The sequence below is a fragment of the Streptomyces sp. NPDC002573 genome, assembly GCF_042889625.1.
Lineage (GTDB): Bacteria > Actinomycetota > Actinomycetes > Streptomycetales > Streptomycetaceae > Streptomyces > Streptomyces gibsoniae.
Genome location: NZ_JBIARC010000039.1, coordinates 16803 through 42460, shown reverse-complemented (window position 1 = coordinate 42460; position 25658 = coordinate 16803). Strand labels below are relative to the sequence as shown.

General features: G+C 66.6%; 19 protein-coding genes and 1 pseudogene. 11 read left to right on the top strand and 9 right to left on the bottom strand.

Going from position 1 to position 25658, the window contains the following annotated elements:
- Positions 1-53 precede the first annotated feature (53 nt).
- From ACFYX0_RS30445 to eccD, 5 genes are all read right to left on the bottom strand, one after another.
- Positions 54-629 (bottom strand): hypothetical protein, encoded by a 576-nt coding sequence (locus ACFYX0_RS30445; RefSeq protein WP_388974800.1) that lies wholly within the window; start codon positions 627-629, stop codon positions 54-56.
- 94 nt (positions 630-723) lie between these two features.
- Positions 724-1023, bottom strand: coding sequence for a WXG100 family type VII secretion target (locus ACFYX0_RS30440; protein ID WP_388974799.1), 300 nt, complete (start codon positions 1021-1023; stop codon positions 724-726).
- A gap of 7 nt (positions 1024-1030) precedes the next feature.
- Positions 1031-1384, bottom strand: coding sequence for a WXG100 family type VII secretion target (locus tag ACFYX0_RS30435; RefSeq protein ID WP_388974797.1), 354 nt, complete (start codon positions 1382-1384; stop codon positions 1031-1033).
- A gap of 143 nt (positions 1385-1527) precedes the next feature.
- Positions 1528-2940, bottom strand: coding sequence for a type VII secretion protein EccB (gene eccB / locus ACFYX0_RS30430; RefSeq protein WP_388974795.1), 1413 nt, complete (start codon positions 2938-2940; stop codon positions 1528-1530).
- Positions 2941-2994: 54 nt separating this feature from the next.
- Positions 2995-4362 (bottom strand): type VII secretion integral membrane protein EccD, encoded by a 1368-nt coding sequence (gene eccD, locus ACFYX0_RS30425; RefSeq protein WP_388974833.1) that lies wholly within the window; start codon positions 4360-4362, stop codon positions 2995-2997.
- A gap of 157 nt (positions 4363-4519) precedes the next feature.
- Here eccD and eccCa point away from each other — a divergent pair, with 157 nt between their 5' ends.
- The 7 genes from eccCa (at position 4520) to ACFYX0_RS30390 (ending at position 15088) form a co-directional block, all read left to right on the top strand.
- A complete protein-coding gene (eccCa, locus tag ACFYX0_RS30420; protein WP_388974793.1) occupies positions 4520-8500 on the top strand; it encodes a type VII secretion protein EccCa in 3981 nt (1326 codons plus the stop codon).
- 748 nt (positions 8501-9248) lie between these two features.
- The gene (locus ACFYX0_RS30415) at positions 9249-10751 is read left to right on the top strand and encodes a hypothetical protein (RefSeq protein ID WP_388974791.1); all 1503 of its coding nucleotides are present in this window, start codon (positions 9249-9251) and stop codon (positions 10749-10751) included.
- A 722-nt stretch (positions 10752-11473) separates the two neighbouring features.
- Positions 11474-13150 carry an ATP-binding protein gene (locus tag ACFYX0_RS30410; RefSeq protein WP_388974789.1) on the top strand — a complete coding sequence of 559 codons (1677 nt, stop codon included), beginning with the start codon at positions 11474-11476 and terminating at the stop codon, positions 13148-13150.
- The gene (locus ACFYX0_RS30405; RefSeq protein WP_388974787.1) at positions 13150-13563 is read left to right on the top strand and encodes a roadblock/LC7 domain-containing protein; all 414 of its coding nucleotides are present in this window, start codon (positions 13150-13152) and stop codon (positions 13561-13563) included. Before ACFYX0_RS30410 ends, ACFYX0_RS30405 begins: the two co-directional genes overlap by 1 nt.
- Positions 13560-13931: a DUF742 domain-containing protein gene (locus ACFYX0_RS30400; RefSeq protein WP_388974786.1), complete on the top strand. Its 372-nt coding sequence runs from the start codon at positions 13560-13562 to the stop codon at positions 13929-13931. Before ACFYX0_RS30405 ends, ACFYX0_RS30400 begins: the two co-directional genes overlap by 4 nt.
- The gene (locus ACFYX0_RS30395) at positions 13909-14532 is read left to right on the top strand and encodes an ATP/GTP-binding protein (protein WP_388974784.1); all 624 of its coding nucleotides are present in this window, start codon (positions 13909-13911) and stop codon (positions 14530-14532) included. The genes ACFYX0_RS30400 and ACFYX0_RS30395 overlap by 23 nt, the downstream gene beginning before the upstream one ends.
- Positions 14525-15088, top strand: coding sequence for a GAF domain-containing protein (locus ACFYX0_RS30390; protein WP_388974782.1), 564 nt, complete (start codon positions 14525-14527; stop codon positions 15086-15088). The genes ACFYX0_RS30395 and ACFYX0_RS30390 overlap by 8 nt, the downstream gene beginning before the upstream one ends.
- Here the strand turns inward: ACFYX0_RS30390 and ACFYX0_RS30385 are convergent.
- Positions 15027-16301 (bottom strand): acyl-CoA dehydrogenase family protein, encoded by a 1275-nt coding sequence (locus tag ACFYX0_RS30385; RefSeq protein ID WP_388974780.1) that lies wholly within the window; start codon positions 16299-16301, stop codon positions 15027-15029. The genes ACFYX0_RS30390 and ACFYX0_RS30385 overlap by 62 nt on opposite strands.
- A 329-nt stretch (positions 16302-16630) precedes the next feature.
- On the opposite strand from ACFYX0_RS30385, the gene ACFYX0_RS30380 reads away from it, so the two are divergent.
- A complete protein-coding gene (locus ACFYX0_RS30380; RefSeq protein ID WP_388974831.1) occupies positions 16631-16774 on the top strand; it encodes a DUF6221 family protein in 144 nt (47 codons plus the stop codon).
- A gap of 786 nt (positions 16775-17560) precedes the next feature.
- Positions 17561-19960, top strand: coding sequence for a hypothetical protein (locus tag ACFYX0_RS30375; RefSeq protein ID WP_388974778.1), 2400 nt, complete (start codon positions 17561-17563; stop codon positions 19958-19960).
- A gap of 219 nt (positions 19961-20179) precedes the next feature.
- Here the strand turns inward: ACFYX0_RS30375 and ACFYX0_RS30370 are convergent, their stop codons facing one another.
- Both ACFYX0_RS30370 and ACFYX0_RS30365 read right to left on the bottom strand, forming a co-directional pair.
- Entirely contained in the window at positions 20180-20773 is a 594-nt protein-coding gene (locus ACFYX0_RS30370; protein ID WP_388974776.1) for a transposase, read from the bottom strand.
- A 92-nt stretch (positions 20774-20865) separates the two neighbouring features.
- A complete protein-coding gene (locus tag ACFYX0_RS30365) occupies positions 20866-21192 on the bottom strand; it encodes a hypothetical protein (RefSeq protein ID WP_388974774.1) in 327 nt (108 codons plus the stop codon).
- Between the two features lie 119 nt (positions 21193-21311).
- Between ACFYX0_RS30365 and ACFYX0_RS30360 the strand changes: the two genes are divergently transcribed.
- Positions 21312-22961 (top strand): helix-turn-helix domain-containing protein, encoded by a 1650-nt coding sequence (locus ACFYX0_RS30360; RefSeq protein WP_388974772.1) that lies wholly within the window; start codon positions 21312-21314, stop codon positions 22959-22961.
- A gap of 712 nt (positions 22962-23673) precedes the next feature.
- Positions 23674-24366 (top strand): LuxR C-terminal-related transcriptional regulator, encoded by a 693-nt coding sequence (locus ACFYX0_RS30355; RefSeq protein ID WP_388974770.1) that lies wholly within the window; start codon positions 23674-23676, stop codon positions 24364-24366.
- Positions 24367-24943: 577 nt separating this feature from the next.
- Here the strand turns inward: ACFYX0_RS30355 and ACFYX0_RS30350 are convergent.
- Positions 24944-25351 (bottom strand): annotated as a pseudogene (locus tag ACFYX0_RS30350) (transposase); the annotation flags it as partial.
- Positions 25352-25658: the final 307 nt, after the last annotated feature.

Here is a 25658-nt window from a genome sequence, read left to right as displayed (position 1 = left end):
GCGGTGGTGAGCGTCAGTGCATCTAAGCACTGCCCGTCGTCCAGCGGGCTCGGTCAGTTAGTCGACACCTGCGCGGAGTCCGGAGTGCTGACTTGAGGAGAGTCAGGCATCGACGTTGAAGCGGATGAAGCCGGCAGTGCAGACCCACTGAAGGATTCGCCGATGATCCTTGAAAGTTCGTTAACGAGGTTATCGTTCAATTCTTGGGTGGTGTCATACCGCCTGAGGACGTCATCGAGCCGACGGCAACAAGTATTTATCTGCTCTTGCACACGGACGCCGTTGTCCAAGACGTCCTTGATATCACCCTCTCCGCTGTGGCCGATCTTCTTGTCCAGATCCATACCGTGCGGGAAATAGCCTGCATGGGTTCCAGTGATGCTAGCGAGCGGAACCTGGGCACGATCAATCGGGGCCACACACTCCCGTAGTGCTTCGATGAAATTCGCGAGCACGTCGCGCGTGACGACAACGTCCCCATTTCCGGCCGGGCGTGGGGCGCGCCAGATCCCGGGAACAGGAGGCGCAGGGGCCTGCGAGGCCCCTGCGGGGACCGTCGGTGTTGGGGCCCCACCCGCCTGCGCGAGGGCGCGGCGAAAGTCCGCTAGATCGTCGGCGTCGATTTCCATGGTTACTCCTCGTGCTATTCGTCGCTTTGCCCGCCGGAACGGCGGCGCCCGGGGGCTGTCGCCTCCGGGCGCCGTCGTCAGACCCGCTTGTCGCTCAGCGCCCGAATGTGAACATGGCAGCGTTCTTGAGCTCGGTTGTCTTGGTGTTTTGAGCCACTTGCTCAAGCACCCGGCCCGAGCTGTTGAGCGTATCGCTAAGTCCCTTACACGCGTTGTTCCACTCGAGCTGAAGCGGGTAGTAGTGCTGCACGGCATCGCCGGACCAACGAGCGATGAGTGCCTTGACGTTGCTGTCCAACTGATCGAGCTGCTGCTGGATCTGGGCGTTGGCCGCGAAGAGGTCGGCGATGACCGTATCCACGGATTGGAATTTCATGCTGTACTGAGTGGTCATGAGTTCCTCACATTCCAGAGCCGTGAGCGGGATCAGCCATTATCGGGCGGAGGCCGTCGACGGTCGCCAGGTTCTCTGCGCTGGCTCGCTCGTAGAAAGCAGTGTTGTCTTTCAGGATCACGTTCATGGCCGAGAGTTTCTGACGGATCGTTTCGAACTTGCTCGTCCATTCCGCCATCAGCCTGTTGTAGTTTGTGGCCGTCTCGCCGGTGAAGGCCGTGCTGAGCACGGCCAGCTGGCCCTCGACGTTTGCCCTGATCTTCAACAGCGCCGCGTCGGTGTCCTCAAATCGGCTCACCGCCTGGCGCATGGCATTGGTGTCGACGAAGTTGAAACCGCTCGACGTATCGGGTGACACCACGGGATACCACCTGGCTTCCGGGGTTGGGGAAAGGATCATTGCGGCGCGGAGCCTCTGATGTCACAGCAACATAGAGGGATACATGTTTACGAAGGAGGGCCTGTGGGCCCAATTTTCCCCGGGACTGGGATGTTTTACAGCAATTAATGTTCCCCATTGAACGTTGGCTCTCGTTCAGCGGCTTTCGGGTCTAGTACCGGCCCGGTCGGCAGCAGCGCGAGGAGGGCGGCCGGCACCAGCACAACGGGTGAGTCGCTGTACCCGAGCGCCGCAGCGGAACCTGACGAGACGAGCGGATACTTCACACCGAGGTCGGTCACCAGGTACACGGCCGAGCTGGGCGCCCCGTGGGTGGCCGGGCTCTGCGCCAGCATGCCCCCACCCGGCGCTACAAGCACCCGGACAACCCCGGTGTCAGCCGCCGACCTGTCTTCGGTGAAGCCCATCCGGACGGTCGCGAGCACCCCGTCCTGGCCGAGGACCAGACGCAAGCAGGGGGTCCAAGGGTGGTCAGGGAGAGGGCCCACGAGCGCGGGTGGCATGAGCGGCAGGGCGCCCTCAGAGACCTTCTGGCCGGAAACTGGCATCGCCGCGGCATCCGAGGCACCCACCGCGACCGCGGTGACCTGGCCGTTTGTGTAAGCCTGCCGACTGGCGGGGTCGCCGAGCAGCAGCGCGGCCTGCGTACCCGTCAACGGTGCGAGGCCGTCCGCGAGCACCAGAAAATAGCTGCTGGTAGGCCCGCCGGTGCCCTTGCCTACCGACAGCACCTGCCCGATCCTGGTCGCTTGACCGCGGATTCGCGGGCCGCTCTTGCCCCGGTGCGGCACCGCGGGGGCCCGGAGAGCGGGGCCGGACGGCAGCGCTGATAGCCACTGGTCGGAGACCTGCCACGGATCAGCACTGCCGTAGCCGAGGGCCACCAGCGCCGCCCGGTCGGGGATGCCCAGCCGCGTGTCGTGCCAGACGAGGTATTGTGCGCCGCCCGGGGTCTGGACCAGTACAGCCTGATCGGCCGACGGCGAAGTCAGCGGCCGGGCACGGTCCAGGGACACGGTGGTCCGCATGGCCGGGGATCCGGCTGCGTCGGGCGCAGGGGCGGAGCACAGCGTCCACTGGCGGCCGCCGAGCCTGGTTGGGTCGGGCAGGCCATCCGGCGCGCCGGGGATACCGACCGGCGCACCGCGCGGGACTCCACCGAGCGAGCGCTGCGGCACCTGGACGACCTTAGCTGCGGAGCCCAGGAGCAGCCGTGCGGACGCGTAGTTCAGAACCGGGTGCAGCACCTTATCCATCAGCACGTATCGGGTGCCTGTCTCCTCCTCCACGATCACCGTCCCCGGTTCTCGCCAGGCGGTGCCTGAGCCCGGGCGAACCAGCCCATATACCCCGAAGCCGACCAGCAAGAGCGCGGCCACCACGACGCTACCGAGGGTTGCCGTGGTGAACCGGCGCATGGGCGTCTCGGCGGCATCGGGCTCGCCTCGAGTCAGAGCCGACACTACCCGCCCTACAACGAACAGGTGGGCCTGGAGCTGGTCTTGCTTGCTCTGCATCGCTCTCTTCGCCTCGTCGGTGGTATAGGGCGGTGTCCTGAGATCCGGCTAACCTCAGCCGGTCAGGCCGTGCACGTAGCTGTACAGTCCGAGCACCTGAAACAGAAGTGGGATTAGGCTCAGCGCGGCGCCTGTTTCGCAGAGGTCGGCGGCCCGACCCCAATAGGGCAGGAGCCGTCTCCCGGGCAAGGTGCGGGAGCCGACCACCAGCAGTGACGCGGCCGCCAGCAGGCCCACCAGCTCCCCGGCGACGCGGGGGCCGACCGGCAGCCGCGCCGCGAGGCTCACCGCGAACAGCAGCAGACCCAGCGCCGCCGGGGCGAGCGCCGCCAGTCGCTGCCAGGCGCTGAGCAGGACCCGACTGCGCAGTAGCAACACGACGCATCCGGTGACGCCGAGCGAGGTATGTGCCCAACCTGGCACTGTGAGAAGCCGGACCAGGCAGACGATGCAGACCACGCCGATGGCGCAGAACAGGCTTGTCATGAAGCTGTCGGCCACTCCCACCTGTTCCAGCAGCGGCTCGGCTGGGACCGGTTCGATGTCCTCGTCCAGGTCTTCGGCTCCGGTCGGCAGGACGTTGACACGCAGGCTCGTCAGCCGAAAGGCGGCCATCGGTAGGGCCGGGGCCAGCACGAGCGCGACTGCCAGCAAGACAGCCGACGACTGAGTGGCAGTGAACCATCCGGCAACCAGCGGTAGGGTGCCGAGGATCACGGCTGCGCTGACCGCCGCGGCGCCGACGAAGAGCGGACGGGAGCGCTCGACCAGCAGCAGCGCCAGAACCGCTGTGACAAGGGCGGCGCACCCGGCCGTCAACAGTCCTGACGCTCCCGGACGGATGACCGCCGAGCTGTCCCCGGAGACCAAGACTCCACACAGCGCGGCATAGGGCAGAGAGGCGGCACCGAGCATGGTGCCTGCGGTCGAGTCCCCGAGTCTGCGCTCCAGAACTCCGCCGGTGAGGACCAGCAGCGCAGCGGCCCCGCCGGCTGCCGCTGCCCGTGGGGTTGCGGAACCGGCGGGGACCAGGACAGCCCAGCCTGCGGCCAGGAAGGCGAATGCGGAGCCTAGCAACAGTTTGCGGGTTGTCTCCTCCCGCCAGCGGTCCGGCCGGGCCCGGATGCCCATCGCGATGCCGTCGGCGAGGTCGTCGAAGTCCATCTCCGGCAGCGCCTCGTCCCGTGGACTGAGCATCACTATGTCTCCGTCGCGCAGGCCCAGTGCTGCGGGGGTGCGATCCTCGTCGAGCGGAGCCCCGCCGAGCCTCTGCAGGACCCAGCCGCCATGCTCCTGACTGGCGTCAGCGAGGTCATCCCCGGCATGCCGGAGGAGCGCGGGGAGCAGGTCGCAGACGGCGACGCCCGCGGGCACCGCGACCTCCGCCTGCCGTCCCCGGCACACCACGACCAGCCTGCACATCTCTGCTGCCGAACTGCCGATCACCTCGGTGCACCCGCTTTCGAACCTTCGGGGGCGTCGGGCACGTTCCTGGGAGTGGTGGCCCGCCCCAGGGGCGTTGTGCCCCTCAATCAGTAATCGGCTGGGGATACCCCAGAGGTTCAAGGAGGCCCCTTCGGTGACCACGGTAGTTTTCCGCCGCCCTCCGCGCAGGACGGGTCCAGCGCTCCCCGAGGGCCAGATCGACCTTCAAGAGCCGCCGATCCTGCCGGAGAAGCAGGGCGGCGGACTGTCGATGGCGATGATGTATCTGCCGATGGGCGTGTCCTCCGGCGCCATGATGCTGATGTTTGTTCAGCCCGGAGCAAAAGCCATCACCTACCTCACTTCCGGCGCGATGACGGTGTCGATGGTGATGATGTTGTTTGGGCAGCTTGGCAACTCGGCGGGAGAGCGCAAGCGCCGACTCAAGGGGGCACGGCGGGACTATCTGCGGTACATGACGCAGTCCCGCCGACAGGCTCGCCGGACAGCCAGGCGGCAACGGGAGGCGATGTCGTGGCTGCACCCGGACCCGGCGGCCCTGTGGTCCGTGGCAATGAGCTCGCGTTTGTGGGAGCGGCGCATCACCCATGACGATTTCGGCGAAGTCCGTGTCGGCACAGGTGAGCAGCGGCTCGCCACCCGGCTCCAGGCGCCGCAGACCAAGCCCATCGAGGATCTGGAGCCGCTGTGCGCCTCGGCGCTGCGGCGCTTCATCCGGGCCTACGCAGTTGTACCGAGTCTACCCGTGACGATCTACCTGCGTGCCTTCGCCCGGGTGCTGGTACGCGGGGACGAGGAGATACGGCGTGGCGTGGTGCGTGCCATCGTGGCCCAGTTGGCGGCCTTCCACGCACCTGACAATCTGCGGATCGCCGTGTGCACGGACGACGCACACGGCGCCGAGTGGGACTGGGTGAAATGGCTGCCGCACGCACTGCATCAGGACGAGCACGACGGCGCCGGCCAGGTGCGCCTGATCGCGGACAGTTATGAGGAGTTGGAGCGGCTACTGGGGGGCGAGTTCACCGATCGTTCCCGCTTCGACCCGTCGGCAGCACTGCGCAAGGACGAGCCGTACCTCCTGATCATCCTCGACGGCGTGCCGCTGCCGACCAAGACCCGGATGGCGGGCGCGGGGATGTGCAACACCACGGTCCTGGATATCTCGAATTCGCTGCCCTGGAAGGCGCACCAGGCCACGCTGCGGCTCGAGGTGAGCGCCGAGCTCATCGAAACGGTCGGTACCGACCGCACCGGCAAGGACGTCACCACGCGCGTCGGCCGCCCAGATGTGCTGAGCGCCGCTCGGTGCCGCACACTCGCCCGTCTGATGGCCGCGTACCGGATGAGCACCTCCAGCGAGTCTGCCGACCCGCTGACCACGGACCTGGAACTCACCACCTTGCTGGGTGTGGGGGACGCCCGAACGTTCGTCCCCGAGTCCTTGTGGTCCACAAGATCGCCGCAGGACCGGCTGAGCGTGCCGATCGGTGTGAGCGAGGACGGCACCCCGGTAGAGCTGGACATCAAGGAGTCCGCCCAGGGCGGCATGGGGCCGCACGGGATGCTCATCGGAGCGACCGGCTCCGGCAAGAGCGAACTGCTGCGGACGCTGGTGTTGTCACTGGCGGCGACTCATTCCTCCGAGGTACTGAACTTCGTCTTGGTCGATTTCAAGGGTGGCGCGACCTTCGCCGGGCTCGACAGCCTTCCGCACACCGCGGCAGTCATTACCAACCTGGCTGACGAGCTGCCCCTGGTGGACCGGATGCAGGACGCCCTTCAGGGCGAGTTGGTGCGGCGCCAGGAATACTTGCGGCGCACCGGCTACAGCTCGTTGTTTGACCACGAGCGGGCACGAATGCAGGGAGCCCCTATCGATGCCCTCCCGACCCTGTTCCTGGTGGTGGACGAGTTCAGCGAACTGCTCAACACCAAGCGGGAGTTCATCGACCTTTTCGTGATGGTGGGGCGGCTTGGACGGAGCCTGGGCGTACACCTGCTGCTCGCCTCTCAGCGACTGGACGAGGGTCGGATACACCTGCTCGAGTCTCATCTGTCCTACCGCATCGGCCTGCGGACGTTCTCGGCGTCGGAAAGCCGGAGCGTGCTGGATGTTCCGGACGCATACCAGCTCCCCTCCGCGCCGGGCAACGGCTATCTCAAGTCGGACCAGAACCTCACCCGGTTCAAAGCGGCCTACGTGTCCGGGCCGTACCGGACACCCGAGCCCAGGCGCCCCCCTTCAGTGGTCGAGCGCCAGGTCGTGGCCTTCGGCTCGAGGATTCTCCAGGTCTCGGCGGAGCCCGACATGCCGCTGCCGCAGGCCGATCCGCCGGAGGGTGCTGAGCTGGGCCAGGGGAATGTCCCGTCCCTGTTTGATGTACTACTCGACCGCCTGCGCAATTGTGGGCCGCCAGCTAGGCAGGTGTGGCTTCCCCCGCTGGCCGACCCGCCGAGCTTGGACCATGTGCTTCCCCCGCTGTCGCCGGATCCCGAACTGGGTCTGACGGCGGCAAACCCGGAGTCACGCGGCGCATTGGCCGTGCCACTGGGCATCGTGGACCGGCCCTTCAACGGGGTGCGTGAGCTCCTCGCCGTCGATCTGTCCGCCGCAGCGGGTCATGTGGGCATCGTCGGGGCACCGCAGAGCGGCAAAAGCACACTGGTCCGCACGTTGATCACCGCACTGGCCCTGCTGCACACTCCCTGGCAGGTGCAGTTCTACTGCCTGGACTTCGGCGGTGGCACGCTGACCGGGCTGACCGGTCTGCCGCATGTCTCCGGCGTCGCCACCCGCGTCGAACCGGAGCGGGCGGGCCGTATCCTCGCCGAGGTCGGCCAGCTGATCGCCAGCAGAGAGCGCCGGTTCGCCGAGCTGGGCATCCAGTCGATGGCCGCCTACCGGCGACTGCGCCTTGAGCAGCACTTCACCGAGGACCCTTGGGGTGATGTGTTCCTGGTCGTCGACGGCTGGTTCACACTGCGCCAGGAGTTCGAGGACTGGGAACCGCTCATCACCGACTTCGCCAACCGGGGGCTCGGTTACGGTGTCCACGTGGTAGTCACGGCGAGTCGATGGTCGGAGATCCGTCCGTGGTTGCGCGACCTGCTGGGCACCCGGCTCGAACTTCATCTGGGTGACACCCTGGAATCGGTGGTGGGGGGCCGTGCGGCGGCTCGTGTGCCAGCCGTGCCCGGCCGGGGCATCACCTCCGAAGGACTTCACTTCCTCACAGCCCTGCCGCGTGCGGACGGCTCAAGCTCCGTGGAGGATCTGGCGGAGGCAACCGGCTCTCTGATCGCGGAGATCGCCCAGGCCTGGGCCGGCCAGCCGGCGCCATCGCTGCGCGTACTGGCTCACCGGATACCAGTGGCGGAGCTGCCGCCGCCCACCGAAGACCTGCAAGTTCCGCTGGGCTTGGACGATCAGCGGCTGGAACCGGTATGGCACGACTTCAACGAGCAGCCGCACCTCATGGTCTTCGGTGACACCGAGTCTGGCAAGACCAACCTGCTGCGGCTCATCGCCAGGTCCGTTGTCCAGCGCTACTCCCCACAGCAGGCCCGCATCATGACCGCCGACTACCGGAGGGATCTGTACGAGTGGATCCCCGAGCGAACCCAGCTCGGTTACGCGGTCTCCGAGTCGGCCCTCGCAGACCTAATGGCATCCACCGCGGAGACGCTGCGGGGACGGCTGCCTGGCCCCGAGATCAAACCGGAACAGCTGCGCCTGCGAGACTGGTGGAGCGGACCGCAGCTGTATGTGCTGATCGATGACTACGAGCTGGTCGCTGGCGGCCTGGGCGGCGGTCCGCTAGCCCCGCTGTTGGGCCTGCTCCCCCAGGGTGCAGAGATCGGGCTGCATCTGGTCGTAGCCCGGTCGAGTTCCGGCGCCTCGCGGGCGATGTCCGATCCGGTGATCAGAAGGCTGTGGGAGTTGGGTACGCCCGGACTCATGCTGTCGTGCAGTAGGGAGGAGGGCTCCTTCCTCGGCGACGCCCGGCCACGTCAGCTGCCGCCCGGAAGGGCTCAGCTGGTGACGCGCCGGCAAGCTCCGGTACTGTTGCAGACCGGGTTGGTGACGCCTGCCGATCGACGCAGCCGCTAGCGGTAGTTCGTTAAATTCCGCAGTAGAGATCAATGAGCAGTTCCCTGCCGGCAGTACGATCACATCACTGATCATCAGGCACCTGCTCTCCGAGCGCCCAGCGTTCCTGCGCGCAATGGCCGCGACCTCGGCCGTCGGAGCCTATTGCCAGGCCCAAACCAGCGGACACTGGACGAGGTTCGAAGCCTCTATCCCATCCATGGCCTCAGCAGAGAACAGTGGGTTTTATCAACGTCCAGGGAGGCAAATCGTTCATCGTGTCGGCTGCGATCGACGCGGTCTCGGACGCTCTGCACCACGTCACTGCGGGCACCCTTGCGGTGAACGCCTACACGGAGCTGGACGACGTCGGCGCCGTCCTCGACCACAACGTCGTGAAGGCCGCGAGGGGCCCGCCTGACGTATCTCTGTCAGCTGGGCCTCTACGGCCTCACGGGCGACGTGCTGCCACAGTTCCGTAAGCTCCACAGGGGCCACTGGAACATTCCGAGGGCGTAGAGAACTAAGCTTCATCGAACACGGGTATGGCGTTCGGATGCTTCGCGTTGTGGACAAAGGCACGGCAGTTGACACCCCCGAGGATCTTGCCAAAGCTGTCCGCCTTCTTAGATCCCACTCGACCGTATTGTCGCTGGCCGAGACATCTGCATCTCCCCGCGAATGCGCCTCAAATGGACATCAGGATCGACCCGTCGCGCTTGGCCTGAATCGTGGCCTCAGCGGTTCGTAGAATAGGAGAAGGAAAATCATGGAAACGCTGACGCGTCCAACACTGCTGTATGCCGTGCTGGAAAAGCGCCAGTGGCTACGGTTCGAAGTATTTCAGCGGCAGCTGGAGGATGCCGGGGCTCGGGCGGCAGAGCATTATCGCAACTCACGCCTGGCCACTGTGAACGTCACAAAGCTCACTTTCAAACGTTGGCTTGCCGGAGAACAGGAGCCGCGGGGGGACGCGGCCACAGTGCTCGAATTTTGGCTAGGGCATAGTGTGAAGGAACTTCTGGGACCTGCCCCGAAGCGAAAAGTCGTCCTGGCGCGGGTGCCACACGATGCGTCGCTTGCCGCCGTGCACAGTTTCGATGTTCGGTTCGACAGTTCGCACCTGGCTGTCAATGGACTCTTGCCGGGTGCTGGAGGGGTTTGGCATCTCGACGGGCTACGGAACTTCGACGGAACATCGGTCGCAGTCCAGATGTATGAGGCAGAGCCCCGGGGCGACACAGTGGTCATAGGGCCTGAGGACCGGGAACACCTCAGATACTTCATCAAGGCGCGTCGGCGGGCTCTGTTGATTGCGGCCTTGGGCGCGCGGGGAGCGGATGACCTGTATGTGCTTGATGTGGCGCACGCTCGCCGCCAACTGCTGATGCCAGTCGATTCACTGCCGATTCCCACCGCGTACAAGCTGGACGAGTTGGTCTATGGCTTGCTCTGGGCGGCACTCAACGTAGACGATAGTCTCCTGGCCGACGACCAGGCACTCCACGTTGAGCAACAGCAATCGGAAGCCCATCTCGCTCAACCGCGGTCTGCTGCCGCTCGCGCCGCCTACCCGGAGCTCACGGACGTCGGAGCCGTCTGGCTAGGGTCCCATGTATGCGCCTCGTATCTGCGGCGTCACCTGAACAGTGCGGACACAGCCCCAGTGCTGTGGTCGAGGGTTCAGTACGGCGGGCAGGCCGCAGGTTGGTTGTTGTTCACCGAGCGGCACCAGGTACTGCAACTGATGCAGGAGCGCGCGGCCGGCGCCGAGGGTGCGGCATGTTGTGTCTGCTGCATCCCCGAAGCCGCGGTCAAGAACAGCGAGCGGTACGAACGGCTTTTGCTGCTGCTCACCATGGCCCTGATGGAGTCCTACGGCCTGACCGTGTACATCTGCACGGAGCAGGCTTACTCCCATACGGCGGAATTCGTCCTCGCCCCGCAGAGGCTAGCCGTGGTCGCTGACTGGCTGAGTCCGGACGCCGTCTGGCACGTCGACAACACGAGCAGCAAGAACGAGATCAACTCCCTTGCCCATGCCCTCGATCACGCGCGCGCTCATAGCATCACCTCAGCCAGCACATCACACGAAAGACTCCGTCAAGCAGCCAACTACCTGGAATGTGAGTGGGATTGGCTCGTCAAACGCAGCCGTGAAATAAGTGCGTATGGCATCGGCGGCCTGCTGCAACTTCGAAGCCACCTGATCCAGCCCAGCGGCGTCGAGCGTGCTCTTTCCTTTCTCAGTGAATCCGCCTCGGCCGGGTAGAGCCTTAGCGAGTGCCGTGCAGGTCGCTCCGGAAAGACCTCGCAGTTCACCCGGTGATCGTCGCAGGACCGGAACCAAAGTCCTTCTGGAACAACAAGGTGAAACCTGCTGCGAAGAAGCTGCGTGACGGGTTGGCGAAACAGGAGTCGATCCAGCCCACCGCCACCTGCTACTACCGAGAGACCGAGGTATCGCCGCTGCGCCTTCGATTGCGATGGGGCTCGAATCATCGGTACTCCGGCCCCAGGCGGATGTCGGCCGTGTCGAATCCACATCGTTCGCCCGGGCTCTCGGCTGACAAGCTATCTCAAACGATGCCCAGGAACGGGTTCTGATGAGCCTGTAGGTGAACATGTAACCCGAAACGACTTCCGAACGATCCGACTCGCACTGGCAACGATCAGTGGCGTCGACCAAGCTGTGTGGTGCTCCTGATACCGCAGGCAACAGATTTCCGCTCGGAGAGATGTTGGCGAGGTCAGCTCCCGAAACGATGCGGCTGCCTTGTCGTGCATCTCCCGGCGGGGAAGTCAGATCTCGTGAGGGTTCCCGCTGGATGCGGTAGACCACTCTCCCGAGCGGCTCCCGTTTGACGCAGCGGTCGGCGTTCGGCCTGAGCGGTTGACGGCATCTACTGCGACACCGGGCCTAACCCGTAACTGCTGATGAGCTATGCGGTGTCGGGGTTAAGGGCCTGCCCACCAGTCTTTCCAAGGACATCGATGTCTGAACTCTCCCCACCCGCCCCTGCGGATGCCGGCCGCCAAGACGCTCGGCACGCCGCACGCGACAAGGCGGCGGACGCATACGGTCTTCGGCGGCGGCTCGTACGGGCCGTGATGGTACCAACGGCATCCGAGATCGTGTTTCTGACCGCTGCGGTGATCTTGGACCCGGCCGCCAGGCTCTCGGTTCAGACCGCGACCTGGCTGGCCGTCAGCATGACAGTCGTCGGGGGCAGCATTCTCATGATGGCCTACCGGCACATTCTGTCGATCGCCCGGTCGGTGGAGGAAGAAGACCGGCTGTTCGGGGAATGGCTCGCGTTCCTGCGGAAGGGGGTGAAGACAGGCAGCCTGGCTCTCCAGGAGTACGCGGAGGCCGTGCGTCGAGGAGACCGCTCTGCTCCGCCTCCCGCGCCCGCCCTGGTGGAAGGAAGCCACACGTTCGCTGAACTGGCCCGGAGCTTCGCGGAGTTTCAGGGAATCGCGGTGGCTTCGGTCGCTCAGGCGATGCAGCAGCAGCATTTGGCGGTATTCGTGAATGTCGCCCGCCGACTCCAGTCGTACTGCGAATCGGCCTTCAGTCGTCTGGATCCAGTGCTGCGGGACGAGGAAGATCCGCACCGGCTCACCGAGCTCTACGGCGTCGATCACCAGATCACGCAGATCGTCCGGTCGGCGGAGAGCATGCTGGTGCTCGGCGGCGACCGGTCGCACCGCATCAGTCAACCGGTTTCCATCAAAGCCGTGCTGCGCCATGGGATCCAGGAGATCCAGCACTTCACTCGCGTCCAGGTCACCGAGGCGCCCTCCGCCCTTCTTCAAGGTTTCGCGGTCAAGGATGTCACGCATCTGCTGGCCGAGTTGCTGGAGAACGCCACCAGGTTCTCCGACCAGGACGTCTGGGTGCGAGCCGAGCACGTCCCTGACGGACTTCTCGTCGAAGTAGACGATCGTGGGCTGCCGATGGAGCTTGCCGAGCGGCGCAGGCTCAACACTCTGCTGCGGGAGCCGGACCAGTTCGACGTGGCTGAGCATCTGGTTCAGGACGGCCGCAGCGGCCTGTTCGTGGTCGCACGACTTGCCCAGCGCCACAGGATCAAGGTCGAGCTACTGCGCAACCGGTACGGCAGTACCCAGGCGGCTGTGGTGATTCCGCATGCGCTGCTCGCTCCTGAGCAGGCACCCCTCTCTGCGCAGAAAAGCACTAGCGACGCGCCGCAGGGGCCAGCCGTCTCGGCGGCAGAGGCTCCCATACCCGGGCATGTCCTGCTCGCGCGAGGGACTGAGCAGCCGGTGGCTGGGCCCCTTGTCCGTCGAGCCGTAGCCCATCGTCCCCACCTGACGGTTGCCGAGGGCGAGCACCCAGCAATAACGGGCGCCGCCAAGGTCTCAGCACGAACCGGCAGTAGCGATGCCGTATCTGGGACACCCACCGATGCCGTGGTCCCAACTCCGGGCCGGAAGCCGTTGCCCAGGAGAACGGGCGGTCACATGGCTCCGCAACTTCAGCAGGCCTCGGAATCCGAGCAGCAGCAGACGACGCACAATCCGCAGCTCGCGGCCGACTTCGCTCGAGGGTTCCGTGCTCCCGTCACCGACGAGGGCGCTGAGCGCTCCACCCCACTGCCTGCTCCGTCTCGCGCTTCTGCCCCCACCCACGAGGAGATGTCCTGATGAGCGGATCGAGCACAACCGAGATCCTCGAGGGGTTGTTGGGAGGCTTCGTCGAGCGGGTCGCTGATGCACAGGCCGTTGTCGTCTCCTCGACTGACGGAATCCGCATGCATTCGTTCGGGATTGACAGCAAGGATGACGCCGACCAGGCCAGCGCGGTTTCAAGCGGCATGTTCTCGCTGGCCAGGGGAGCCGATCGCCTTTTCGGCAGCAGCCCAGGAATGGCCCGTCAGATTATGGCGGAGGTCGACGGCGGGCTCATTTTCGTCACCCGTCCCGCCACGGGCGCCCTATTGACCGTCCTGGCCTCCCACAAGGCGGACCTAGGGCTGATCGGCTATGAGATGAACATGCTCGGCCAGAGCATCGGCTCGCACCTTGCGACCGCGCCGCGCAATGCCGCAATCGGATGATGGCGGCCCCCGGCCAACCGCCCTTCATCGACGACGGCATCGCGGCCCTGCGCCCTTACGCGATCACGCAGGGGCGCACCGCGCCGACGCACGACCTGGACCTCATCACTCTGGTCAAGGCTCGCAGTTCTGCCCGCAATCCGCCTCAGGGCCTGGTGGAGGAGGCCGTCTTTCTCCTGTGCCACCCCGAGGCTTGCTCGGTGGGAGAACTGTCCGCGCGGCTGCAGCAGCCCGTACACGCCGTGAAAATCGTGGTCAGCGACCTTCTCGATCAGGGCTTCCTCATTCAGGCCATGCCCGACAAGACCGCAGAGGCCACCGATCCCGCCGTCTTGGAGGAGATCCTTGCAGGACTCAGAGCACTCTGACCCGCCGCTGGCACCGTGGAAGATCCTCATCGCGGGTGGATTCGGAGCCGGCAAGACGACCCTCGTGGGGGCGGTCAGTGAGATCGAGCCGCTGACGACCGAGGAAACTCTCACTCAGGCCAGCGCCCGCACCGACAGCCTGCAGGGCGTGGAGTCCAAGACCACCACCACTGTGGCCCTGGACTTCGGCAAGATCACCCTCACCCACCAGCGGATGGTGCTGCTTCTCTTCGGCACGCCTGGTCAGGAACGCTTCTGGTTTATGTGGCCCGACTTGGCCGAGGGTGCCGTTGGCGCGATCGTCCTTGTCGACACCCGTCGCTTCGCGGACTCCTATCCCGCCGTCGAGTATTTCCTCAGCATCCAGCTGCCCTTCGTGGTGGCCGTGAACCGCTTCGCCGACGCAGACCGCTACGAGCCCGAAGAAGTCCACGTCGCGCTCGACCTGCCGCCGGACACCCCCGTGGTGCTCTGCGACGCCCGCAGCACCGTCCAGGGACGTCAGGCGCTGATCACCCTTGTCCAGCACGCGCACGCCCTCGCCGTCCGCAACAGGCCATCCGCCCCGCTACCCTCCCTCTCCAGGAGCACTCGTGTTTGACGCCACCTTCGGCACCCACCAGTTGGCCCGTCTGCGTGAGCAGACCCCGGCCCGGCTCGCTTGTGTCCACGTTCTCGGCCTGTTCAGCGAGCCGGATCCGGAATTCGATCGTTTTGCCTCCACCCTCGCGCGCGAATCAGGTACCGACGAAGCAATGGCCATGGTCAACTTCCTGGGAGACCGGCAGTACTTCGCCGGCCTGTGGGTACCCCCGAGCGCCCGCGACAACGGCACGGTAACCATGTCCCGGGTGATGTCCCTGGAGCACGGCTGGTGCCCCGAGGTCGTCGACCGTGGCAAGGCCCTGCCCCTGTACGACGTCTGCCTCTCTCCCCGGTTCCGCACCAACGAAGTCGCCAACGAATTCGGCATCCGCACCTACATGGGGGCCCCGCTCTTCGACCCTCAGGACCGCACCCTGCCGATCGGCACGGTCTGCGTCATCGGCACGCAGCCCCGGCCCAAGGAAGACGGCGATCAGATGCTCGCCTTCATCAAGGAACGCGCCCAGCAGGCGCAGTTCCTCCTCGACCGCCGGGTCCAAGAGTTGCTGTAACTCGGCCGGCCGTTGCCGCTCCCACCATCTTGGTGGGAGCGGCAAACAGCTGCGACCACTCGGGCTGCTGTGCCGTGCCCAGGGCGAACCGGGCCAGCCGGAGCCTCTGCACATCCGAAGTGCCGGCTGGGGCGAAGATCGCGTGCGCGTCCCGGAAGTACCGCTCGATCGGGCGGTCGGTGAACAGGCCGCTGGCGGCATGCACTTCAAGGCCCAGCTTCGCGGAGCCCGTGCCAAGCTCGTAGTTGACGAGTTTGGCGTTCATCAGCTGCCCGTCACACTGGGTCCCCCGGTCCAGCATGTCGGCTGCGGCATACAGCACGGTCTGGGCCGTCATCAGGTTTGACACCATCTGGCCCAACCGCTGTTCGACGGAACCCAGTTCGCTTAGCGACTTGCCGTAACGCTGGCGCTCGGCGGCGAACGCGAGGGTCGTCTCCACGGTGGCCCGGTGGACACCCAGGGAGACCGCGCCCAGGTTGACCCGCCCGTTCAAAACACTGGCGGAGTCAGCGACGTCCCGGCCATCGCCCACAGCACCGAGCAGGTTCTCCTCCGGCACCCACACGTCCTCGAAGACGACCGTGCCGAACGAGAACCCGGCCAGTGCCACCGCTGGCACCTGCGGTCGCACCGACACGCCGCCCCGCTCGCTCTCGACCAGGAATGCGGACAGGCTTCCCGGACCGGAGTCGGCCGTACGGACCACCACACAATGCAGGTTGGCGACGTGGCTGTTGCCCACATGAGTCTTCACCGCGTTCAGGACCCACCCGCCCGGCCGTCGGCGGGCTCGGCCCTGCATGCCCCCGATCTGGCTACCCGAGACCTCCTCGGTGACGTCGATCGTGGGCATAATCTCGCCGGCCGCGATCGGCGGAAGCCAGCGGCGCTTCTGCTCCTCACTACCGAAGTTGTCGATCATCGCAACCGGTAGCTGCGACGCCTGAGCCGCGGCCCCTAACGCCCCGCACACCCGCGCCAGCTCCTCGATGACGAGTACCTTCGCCACATGCCCCGCACCCATGCCGCCATACGCGGAGTCGATCGTGACACCGATCCAGCCCCTCCGGGCGATCTCCCAGGCTAGACCGCGTTCCACGCCCCCCGCAGCCTCGATGCGCGCTACGCGCGGCGCCACCTCGCGCTCGGCGAACGCCCGGACCTCGGCCTTCAGTTCGTCATGGCGCTCAGTGTTACCTTGGCCGAACACCAGCGTCCTCCCTCACACACGACTTCGGCCCCGCAACCGTGCACACCACGGCGTACGCACCGGCCGCAGACCCGACAGGCCGACGACGGCTTCTCCCCATGGCGCTTGCGCGTTCTGGAGGATCGGCCCCAAACGAGCTGTGCTCCACCCCGGCTGATGTCCTAGGCGAGCACACCTCTCACCGTGACGATCTATCGCCTTCGTTGCACCACTGCCCTCGCATCGTTCAAGCATCGTTTCTCCTGGCTCGTGACCCCAGCGATCAATCTCTGGGACAGAAAGCCGCAATTTGTCGGAATTCCACGCTCAACGTGTAGCTCCAACGACCGCTGAACGATCCCCCCCGGCTGGCCCGGGAGTACGAGGCGATGGATCCCCCCGACACTCGCTTGGCTGGTCTTCGTTATGCCCTCCGCGTGCTCGCGCAGTCGTACGCCGAGCACCGCGATTACCGGGCAGAGTGGCGACCCTAGAACCTGGTCCAAGAGGAAGCCATGGAGCGTCACAAGATCTCCGACAGAGCTGCCGGCACGCACCCGCGCGCTCATCCCCCATGCACTGGGGGCACCAAGCACCGCCGCCGAGGACAACGCCCCTGCCAATGAACGAACGCCGTGAGGGAGTCATATTTTATTCCTCCAAGAAGGGGAGTTCGCGCCCCTATTGACGGCGATTTAGAGAAAGAGCTCAAACGGCTAGAAATCGGAGCTGATCCCTTTCATGCCCGCCTGTCCATTTCCGTCAGCGTGTGATCTGCCCGCAGCGCGAGTTGGCGTCAGCTCCACACGAAGGGCGGTCCGGCACCCTGGCGTCGGGAAGCAATGTTCCTGTGCTGCTTGGCCCAGATGTTCTCGATGCCGGAGAAGTTGACCCGATAGCGGTGCCCCCGGCATCTCATCGGCTTGCGGACCCAACGACCGCGGTCTCTTCTGCCGCCCCGCCCTGCGCTGCGCCCGTGTCCCGAGCAGTCGGTAATCCGGCACCGTGACCCGCGATCTGCCACGGGCAGACTGCGGTTCACGGGCACCCGCGCGGGTAGATCGTTACTCTGCGTACCACCCTGCCGCTTGCTGCCCGCCCCCAGTGCCGAAATATCCGCTACGCAGAGATGAACAGCTCTCGAAGCCTTAGGGATACATCCGTGCACCGCTCTTCCCTGGCGCCGCCGCACAGCATGCTGCTGGTGTGAAGTCACCCAAAGCACGCGCGGGGCGCGCTGCCCACGGCGAGGTCTCGGCCGCAGTCGAGAAGCAGCAGTGATGGCAGCACAGGGCGCCATCCTGGACGAGCGCGGCATTCTCTTCGCCGTTGGTCTACCCGACCCTGGCGGGCGGCCGGATTTGCTCCACGCCCAAGCCCAGGCGCATTTCGACCTCGCGGCCGACCTTAAGGAGCACCGCCGCCACCTGGACGATCTACTGACGCACTCGAAGGGCATGTGGCAGGGCGAGGACGCCGACGCCTTCCACTTCGTAGGGGCTCAGCACTCCGCTGCCCTGGCACGGGCCGCAGAGGCGGCGTCGGCAAACGGCGAGGGGCATCAGGAGCACGCGGAGCAACTGAGTGCGGCCCTGGAGATTCTTCAGGAGCTGGCGATCCAAATCGGTGCCACGCTGGCCTTTATCGCGGCGGCCGCGTTCTTTCCGCCACTAATCGCGGCGGCCGAGATCCAGCTCGCGATGCTCGCTGCCAGCGCTGGCAGGCTGATCCAATGGGTGGCAAGCCTGCTGTCAGCGATCGCCCGCTTCTTCGTCCGGGCGAGGATGTGGATCGACCAGTTCTGCAAGCTGGCCTGGCGTACCGAACGGCTAAGCGTGGGCTACGGCAAGATGGCGTTCGAAGCCACCCGGGACATGGGCGTCGACGTGTCGGCGAACCTAACCGCCCGCGGTATCGCCCACAAGGACATCGACATCACCATGCTATGGAGCGCGCTCGGCAGCGGGGTGGCTGGCGGGGTAGTGGCCGGTCTTGAAGGGCTCGGGCTGAAGAAGGCCCTGACCGTGTCGGGAGAGATCAGGCGCGGCACGGACGGCCTACCCGAGTTCGTGACCCTGGGTGATCAGGCGAAGAAATGGGTGAACTCGATCGGCAAAGAACCGTCTCGACACAGCTCTGCCGATAAGGCCGCCCCCTCCGGTCGCACGGCCGACGCGGGGAAGCCAGGCGACTCGGCCGCGCAGGGTATGCGGGGCGATGCGCGCTTGTCCCCTGTGATCGGCACGCCCACCAGGATCGGAACGCCGCACGAGCCGTTGAGCCGGATCGGCAGCGACTTGGAGAAGGCCACAGCGGTGGATTGGCCCCTGGGGTTGAGCCGAGCCGCGACCGACAACGCACCGCCGGCCGTCCGGATGGGCGAAGGAGCCCGGATTGGGTCCGCGCTGAGCCCGCAGGTCCCGACCCGCGAGGAGATCGCACTCGTACTCGGCGGCCCAGTCCGCCAGCCAACCGCCAGTACCTCGTCCGCGGCCGGTCGCTCCCTAGACCAGGTGCATCCGATGGCCAAGAACAACGAGCCTGCGGGGACGATTACTAGCCACCGCGAGGCCGGAGCAGGCGGTACGGGCCGGCACGAAGCGCCATCGGCGCCGAAGACCGCCGCCTCGGGCAGGGGCATCGCCTTCGACCGGTTCGTACTGTCCCGGGCCGAGACCCGTAAGCTGGGCATACACGGCCTGCCGGGCGAGGGCGCACCGCTGGCCGCCTCCGTGACCCAGGCACGAGCCGTGCACACGGCCGCCGCCGCCACACAGCGGCAGGCTGAGCAGGGCCTGATCCGTACCCGTGAGCGGCTGCTCGCAGCCGACCGTGACGTCGCCGTGCACACCGGCAAGCTCGGTGACGCACAGGCGCGCATATGGGGCTCTGAGAGCCAGCACGAACTCGCCCGAGTGTCTGGGGACCACGAGTGGGCGGCAGCCACCAATCAGGAACTCAAGGAGGTCCGCGCGCAACGTGACTTCCATCAGCGGGCACTGGCCTCCGCGCGTGGGATGCGGGACGCCGCCGCCCGCCAGGCTCGATCCGCGCTTCTGTCCACCTGGGATGCCGCAGAGGCCACGGCCTCCGCGGAGCAGCGGCTGAACGTGGCGCTGGCCAGACACAATGCCTGGAAGGACTTCGTCGCCGCGGGAGAGGCAGCCCGCCGAGAGACCTCCGGTCCGGCGCTCTTCGCCCAGACGTGGCGGCGCAACACTTGGAGGGACGGCTTGCCGACGGGGTACAGGCATACGGTGCGGGGAGGAAAGGAGCAACTCTCGCCCACCGACTGGACCACATCCGCCGTCGGCGGGCTGCCCGAGCAGGCGCTCAAGGGCTTCGGGGTTCCCAAAACTTGGCAGGAGACCGTGTTCTACGAGGTCAGTAAGGGCTTTATCAAGGGAGCGGCTGGGAACGCCATCGCCACGGGCATCATGGTAAAGCCTGGCGTCACGGATCCGCGGGTGTGGATCAGCGTTCCCATCTCCGGTGTGGGCAATGCCGCCCGGGACATGTTCAAGGGCTCGGCGGTCAATCGGCTGTTCCCCGACAAGAGCATCGAAGACGCTCTCTTCCGAGCCGGTGCGAAGGGTCTCGACAAGCAGGTGCAGCGGACGGTGATGGGCCAGATCGCCCCCGCCGTCCAGCGGCCGGAAGCGACTGCCGCCAACCATTGAACTGACTCTGATCCGAAAATTGAGCATGCGCCCAGGTCAGCGAGGTGACTGGTGGGGTGGGTTTCCGCGGCTTCGATGGGGTCGAAGCGGACGGTGTAGCCGAGGGCGTTGGCCTGTCGGGTGATGTGGCGCGCGGCGCGTTCGGGGTCGTGTTTGGCGTAGTAGTCGCCGCCGAGGTCGGCGTAGGGGGTGTAGTGGGTGGGCATGTGCCAGCCGCGGTCAGGATGGAGTGTTCGAGGGTGACGAGCGCTTTCTTTTTGCCCAGGCGGGGTGCCAGGCGTCGGTAGCGGGCGCCGAGGTAGGTGGTCTCCCGGGTGCGGGAGGCGGCCACAGCCGAGGGGCCCAGAGCGGCCCCCAGCCATCGGTTGCCGTGCCGGCGTCGGCCGGATTTGTATCTGCCGGCGGATTCGTGGTGGCCGGGGCAGACCCGGCCCAGAACGCGAGATGCCCTGCGGTGCGGAAACGGGTCATGTCGCCGCCGGTTTCCGCGATGATCACCTCGGCGACCCCGCGACCGACGCCGGGGACGGCCGCCAGCAGTTCAAGCTGCCGGGCAAAAGGGCGCATCTCCTGCTCGATCCGCGCCGACAGGTCCCTGATCGCCTCGGTGAGATGGTCGATCCGCTCCAGGTGCAGGCGGCAAAGGAAGGCGTGGTGTTCGCCGAAGTTCCCGGTCAGGGCCTCCACCAGGGCGGGGTTCTTGGGGCGCATGCGGGCCTTCGCCAACCCCGCCAGCATGTGAACGTCACGTTCACCGGCGATCAGCGCCTCCAGCATGGCCCTGCCGGAGACGCCCATGATGTCGGTGGCCACGCTGGAGAGTTTGATCCCGGTGTCCTCCAGCTCCTTCTCCAGGCGCTGGACTTCGCGGGAGCGTTCCATGGTCAGGCTGACGCGGTAGGCGGTCAGATGTCGGGGGCAGCAAGGTGGAGTCGGCAGGCGCAGTCGAGTGCGTCCGCGGGCGTGCCTGTGGCGCTGCCGGTGGGCAGCAGGGAGTCTTCGTAGCGGTCGCTGCTGGCCAGGTAGAGGGCGAAGCCCCACCTGCCGACGGCACCGGCATAGCGCAGCCGCATCAGCTTGACCCGTGTGCCATGGGCCAGTTCCGCCTCGACGTAGGCGAAGGCTCCGCGATGGCGGACGTGCAGCTGATCGATCTGCGGCCAGGTGGTACGGGCGCGCTCGCCAAGGCGCGCCTCCACGGACAGGCGGGTGTGTTCCGAGGGCGTGGGCATGGCACCCATCCTGCCCGGCAGGCCGGGCCCGGGGACGCGGCAGGCTACGGCCTGTCCTTGATCCGCTTCTCTCGATCGGCCTGTCTGCCTTGCCTGTTGTCGCTGCCCGTCCGATCATCTTGCGTGCTGCCGAGCGCGAGCGGCTGAAACTGATGGCCTACGGCCACAAGACTGAGTACCGGCTGCGGATGCGCGCGCAGATCGTCCTGCAGGCCGCACGCGGACGCTCCAACGCGCGCATCGCCCGGGAGAGCGGCCTGCATCTGGACACGGTCCGGTGCTGGCGCGGCCGGTTCGCCGACCAGGGCCTGGGCGACCGCGATCGCTCGGGTCGCCCGCCGGCGTTCACCGCGCTCCAGACTGCCGAGGTCAAGGCGGTGGCCTGCCGGTTACCCGCTGAGACCGGCGCGCCGCTGTCGCGCTGGTCAGCGCCCGAGCTGGCCCGCGAGGCCGTGGCCCGGGGCATCGCCACCTTCGTGTCGGCCTCCACCGTCCGCCGCTGGCTCGCTCAGGACGCGCTCAAGCCCTGGCAGCACCGCTCCTGGATCTTCATCACCGATCCCGACTTCCGCGCCAAGGCCCAGCGCGTGCTGGACCTGTACGCCCGCACCTGGCAGAGCCAGCCGCTCGGCGAGGACGAGTACGTGATCAGCGCGGACGAGACGACCTCCATCCAGGCCCGCTGCCGCTGCCACCCCACCCTCGCCCCCGGCCAGGCCCGAGCCATGCGCGTCAACCACACCTACAGCCGCGGCGGTGCCCTGGCCTACCTGGCCACCCACGACGTCCACGCCGCGAAGGTGTTCGGCCGCACCGAGCCACGTACCGGCATCGCCCCGTTCATGAACCTGGTCACCCAGGTCATGACCCAAGAGCCCTACGCCAGCGCGAAGAGAGGTCCTGCTTTGGCCCCAGGTCCGGGAACGGGCGATCGGCTGCCCCGGCGGCCCGTGTCGAGTTCGGACCGTGGACTAGATCTAAGTAATTACTTGGCTATACGCTACGTTGTCGTGCAGCCCCGTCAATCAGTCGGCGGGTCGTCATGTCCCTCCCCTCGCCGAAGAATCCACATTGGCGAACCCGAGGTCCTGCAACGGCCCGCGTACCTGTGCGGGGCGGCACGAGGCTGGGGAGGAGCCGAGCTTCGCGCCCACGCCCTGCAGCATCTCTCGCCGAGCGAGGCCAGACACCGACTGGCGCCCGCTGGGACCAGTGACACGAGTTCTTCAACATCGATCCCGACCTCCGCTGCCGGGACTACGCCCGCCAGGAGGCGTCTCGATGACCCTGCCCCGCTTCGAAGACACTGTCGAGGAAGAGCTCATCCGCGTCGACCAAGAGCTGCACGAGCTGTTTGGCCCGGACGAGTCGAAGTGGACACCCGGCCAGGTGCGTCACTACGTCACCGCCCTCGCTGCCGCCCGCATCGAAACCGGATGGGTGGTGGCCCGGTGGTGGTGAGCTTGTCCGTGACCCGCTCCCGTATCGCCGACGTTCTGACCCGCAGCGCGGACCTTCTGGAGGCGGAAGGCTGGGACCCCGAGCGCAACTCGATGATCTTCGCCATCGACCGCGCCGCCGGCTACGTCCCCGGCAAGGGCACGCCCGACGCCGAGCAGACCACACTCGGCGCGTGGGACGCCCTCGTCACACACCTCGGGCAACAGTTCGCCTTTTGGTGGGAGAAGACTCCGGGCCGCACCCAGCTGCAGGTCGTCACCGCACTCCGCGCTGCAGCTGAAGAGGTGAGGTCGGCATGTCCGAGCTGAGGTTCGAGATCGACGGCCGACCATTGACTGGCTGCCACTGGATGCCCACCTCCTCCGGACGCGTTGCAATGCAGCCAGTGCGCCCAGCGGTTCAGCAACGGGTGACAAACTGGGCCCAGGATGTACCCCGGACCGACTGCGACACCGGCAGCATCCGACGCGCACACTGCGCCGCAGAAGCCACTGGCGGCCGAGATGACTGGCGTGATGCCGGACGTTTCGACGTGGGCAACCCAGGAGCCTGGGTCTCCGGGTGCACAGCCTGGGACCCAGGCGCCCCTCTGCCGGTGGCAGAGCAGACCATCCGCCCCGACCGGCGTCGCTGGGGCTCTCGTTCATTGGCAGCCCCGATGCGTCGCACCGAAACAGCCCGATGTCCACACCGTCGTCGGGCTCGGCCTGGCACCGGTTTCGGCGGTCCCACTGGCACGCCCACCGAACCGGCGCTTGCTGCTTTCCGACGCGTGGAGACCCACCAGCCGCTGGACCGCTGGACACGGAACTGTGCAGTTCTGCGCGGCGCAGGCGGCCGCAAGACCGCCGAGTCCCACAATATGCGCCGCCGGTCCCCGGCCCTGCGGCCGGGTCTCCCCGAGTGGGCGGCTGCCGCCCACTCGGAGCTCACTTTCCGCGTACCGCCGGCGCCGCCGGAACAGCGCTGCGCGCAGGCGGCCGGACGCACTTACATCTCGTCATCCGGGAGCGAACAGCCATGACCGATCTACAGACGCGGCGCCAGCTTGAAGTTCTCGTCGTGGACGATAGCTTGGTGATCCGGAGAGGACTTGGGAACCTTGTGGGCACCGAACCGCTCCTGTCGGTGGCCGGGGAGGCCGAAGACGCCACGACCGCACTGCTCCTTGCCAAGCGAGTACGCCCCCACGTGGTGTTGTTCGGGAACCAGATGCCGCTCGCCGTGTTGCCCGAGTTGACGTCGATCTCCCGCGTCGTCGTGCTCTCCTTCACTGCGGACCCCGCCACCATCACCGCGGCGATGCTGCTCGGGGCCTCCGGTTTCCTCATCCACGGAGACTTCACCTCCGAGGAATTGCTGCGCGCGGTCAGGGCCGTCGGCCCAGACTCGACGCACCTGTCCCCGCTGGCAGCGGCCTGTATGCTCCGCCCCCTGCGCGAGTCGGACAGCGCCCGGACGCTGGCCGCCAGCCACCTGACCGTGCTCTCTCGACGGGAGCAGGAGGTGATGGTTCTGATTAGCAAGGGCCTCTCCAACTCCCAGATAGCGACCATGCTGTTTCTGAGCGAGAAGACAGTGAAGAACCACATCAATCACATCTTCGGAAAGCTACAGGTCCACAACCGTGCCGAGGCGATGGCGCAGTGGCTCGGGACAGCGCAGCCGGGCGGCGCGAAGGACTGCCAGGACCGCCCATCCAGCTGCCTTTAGAAGCCGTTGTCAATCCGAGCGTGATGGCTTTGTTTACGCAGGTCAGGCTTGTTCTCGGCGGGTGGACGGCAGGGATGGCGGTGTCGTGTCACCGCACCGTCGGAGGGCTGGATGCCGCCGCCCATGGGACTGCTGGAGGAGCGGGAGCTGTCCGCGCGTCAGCGCCTGGAGAAGTGCCGCGAGGAGGCGGCGCGCGCTGCGGCCGCGCTCGCCGAGGCCGAGCGGGCCTGCGAGCGCGCGGTGATCGCGCGGGAGGAGTTCACAGCGGCGCTTGCCGAGGCCCGCGGGGCGGACGGTTCGCCGCGGACAGCGGGGGGCGGACGGCGGCCGCAGCGGACGCCACGATCGTGCCCGATAGGCGGCCGGGCCTTCAGCCGACCGTCCTCGCCCCGGACTACCAGCGGATCATCGAGGTCCTGGAGGCGGCGGTGCAGGAAAGCACCGGGCCGCTGAACTGCCAGTAGTTCGCGGCCCACTTGGGGTGGGAGACGACAGCTTCCCGGGGTGGAGGGGGTGCGAGCCAAGGCCCGGCGGGTGGCCGAGCGGGGCTGGCTGGTCAAGGAGCCGGACGGCCGGTTCAGCGCCGTGCGGCCAGGCGGCGGGGCATGAGCGCGGTCATCGACCAGTAGATCATCGCTTCTGCGGCCGGGGTGGTGCGCTCCCAGTCGCGTGCCAGACGACGAGTGCGCAGCAGCCATCCGGTTGGCACCGCGAAGCCCACCGTGTTCTCCGCGCGCTTGACCACCTGCAGCACCAGCCGTAGTGCGGCACCGGCCCATTTCACCAGCGCCCCGCTGTAGGAGTTGTCGGCCCAGATCAACTTCAAGCGGTAGTACCGGGCGCGCCGCTGCGGCGGCATAGCGTGCGCGGCGTCGCGGTCGGTGGTCGAGGCGGCGGTCACTAGTACGGCCAGCAGCAGCCCGAGACAGTCGACCACCAGGTGGCGCTTGCGCCAATTGATCTTCTTTCCGCCGTCAAAGCCGCGCGATTCGATGGCGTCCCGCCAGGTGGTGTAGGGGATCAAGGCACCGGAACCCCCAGGCCAGAGACGGTGGATCCACCCGATCGGGTGTCCAACTCAAGTCAGCAGCACACTCCTTGGGCTGCCGGCTCCGCATAGATCGCTACGGACCTCGAACCGGAACGCTAGCGCTTGATCCCCTACACCACGTCGCGGGACAGATAGTGTCCCTGCTCGTGGTGTAGGCGATCAAGGCGCCGGAATCCCCAGGTCAGGGGCAGTGACTCCTCCGGGCCCGGGTTTCAACTCGCCTCAGCAGGGCTCCTCTTGG

Excerpts from the sequence above, each read along its gene's own strand:
- ACFYX0_RS30445 (WP_388974800.1), bottom strand. The coding sequence starts at position 629 with ATGGAAATCGACGCCGACGATCTAGCGGACTTTCGCCGCGCCCTCGCG.
- ACFYX0_RS30440 (WP_388974799.1), bottom strand. The coding sequence starts at position 1,023 with ATGACCACTCAGTACAGCATGAAATTCCAATCCGTGGATACGGTCATC.
- eccB (WP_388974795.1), bottom strand. The coding sequence starts at position 2,940 with ATGCAGAGCAAGCAAGACCAGCTCCAGGCCCACCTGTTCGTTGTAGGG.
- eccD (WP_388974833.1), bottom strand. The coding sequence starts at position 4,362 with ATGTGCAGGCTGGTCGTGGTGTGCCGGGGACGGCAGGCGGAGGTCGCG.
- ACFYX0_RS30415 (WP_388974791.1), top strand. The coding sequence starts at position 9,249 with ATGGAAACGCTGACGCGTCCAACACTGCTGTATGCCGTGCTGGAAAAG.
- ACFYX0_RS30410 (WP_388974789.1), top strand. The coding sequence starts at position 11,474 with ATGTCTGAACTCTCCCCACCCGCCCCTGCGGATGCCGGCCGCCAAGAC.
- ACFYX0_RS30405 (WP_388974787.1), top strand. The coding sequence starts at position 13,150 with ATGAGCGGATCGAGCACAACCGAGATCCTCGAGGGGTTGTTGGGAGGC.
- ACFYX0_RS30400 (WP_388974786.1), top strand. The coding sequence starts at position 13,560 with ATGATGGCGGCCCCCGGCCAACCGCCCTTCATCGACGACGGCATCGCG.
- ACFYX0_RS30375 (WP_388974778.1), top strand. The coding sequence starts at position 17,561 with ATGGCAGCACAGGGCGCCATCCTGGACGAGCGCGGCATTCTCTTCGCC.
- ACFYX0_RS30365 (WP_388974774.1), bottom strand. The coding sequence starts at position 21,192 with ATGCCCACGCCCTCGGAACACACCCGCCTGTCCGTGGAGGCGCGCCTT.
- ACFYX0_RS30355 (WP_388974770.1), top strand. The coding sequence starts at position 23,674 with ATGACCGATCTACAGACGCGGCGCCAGCTTGAAGTTCTCGTCGTGGAC.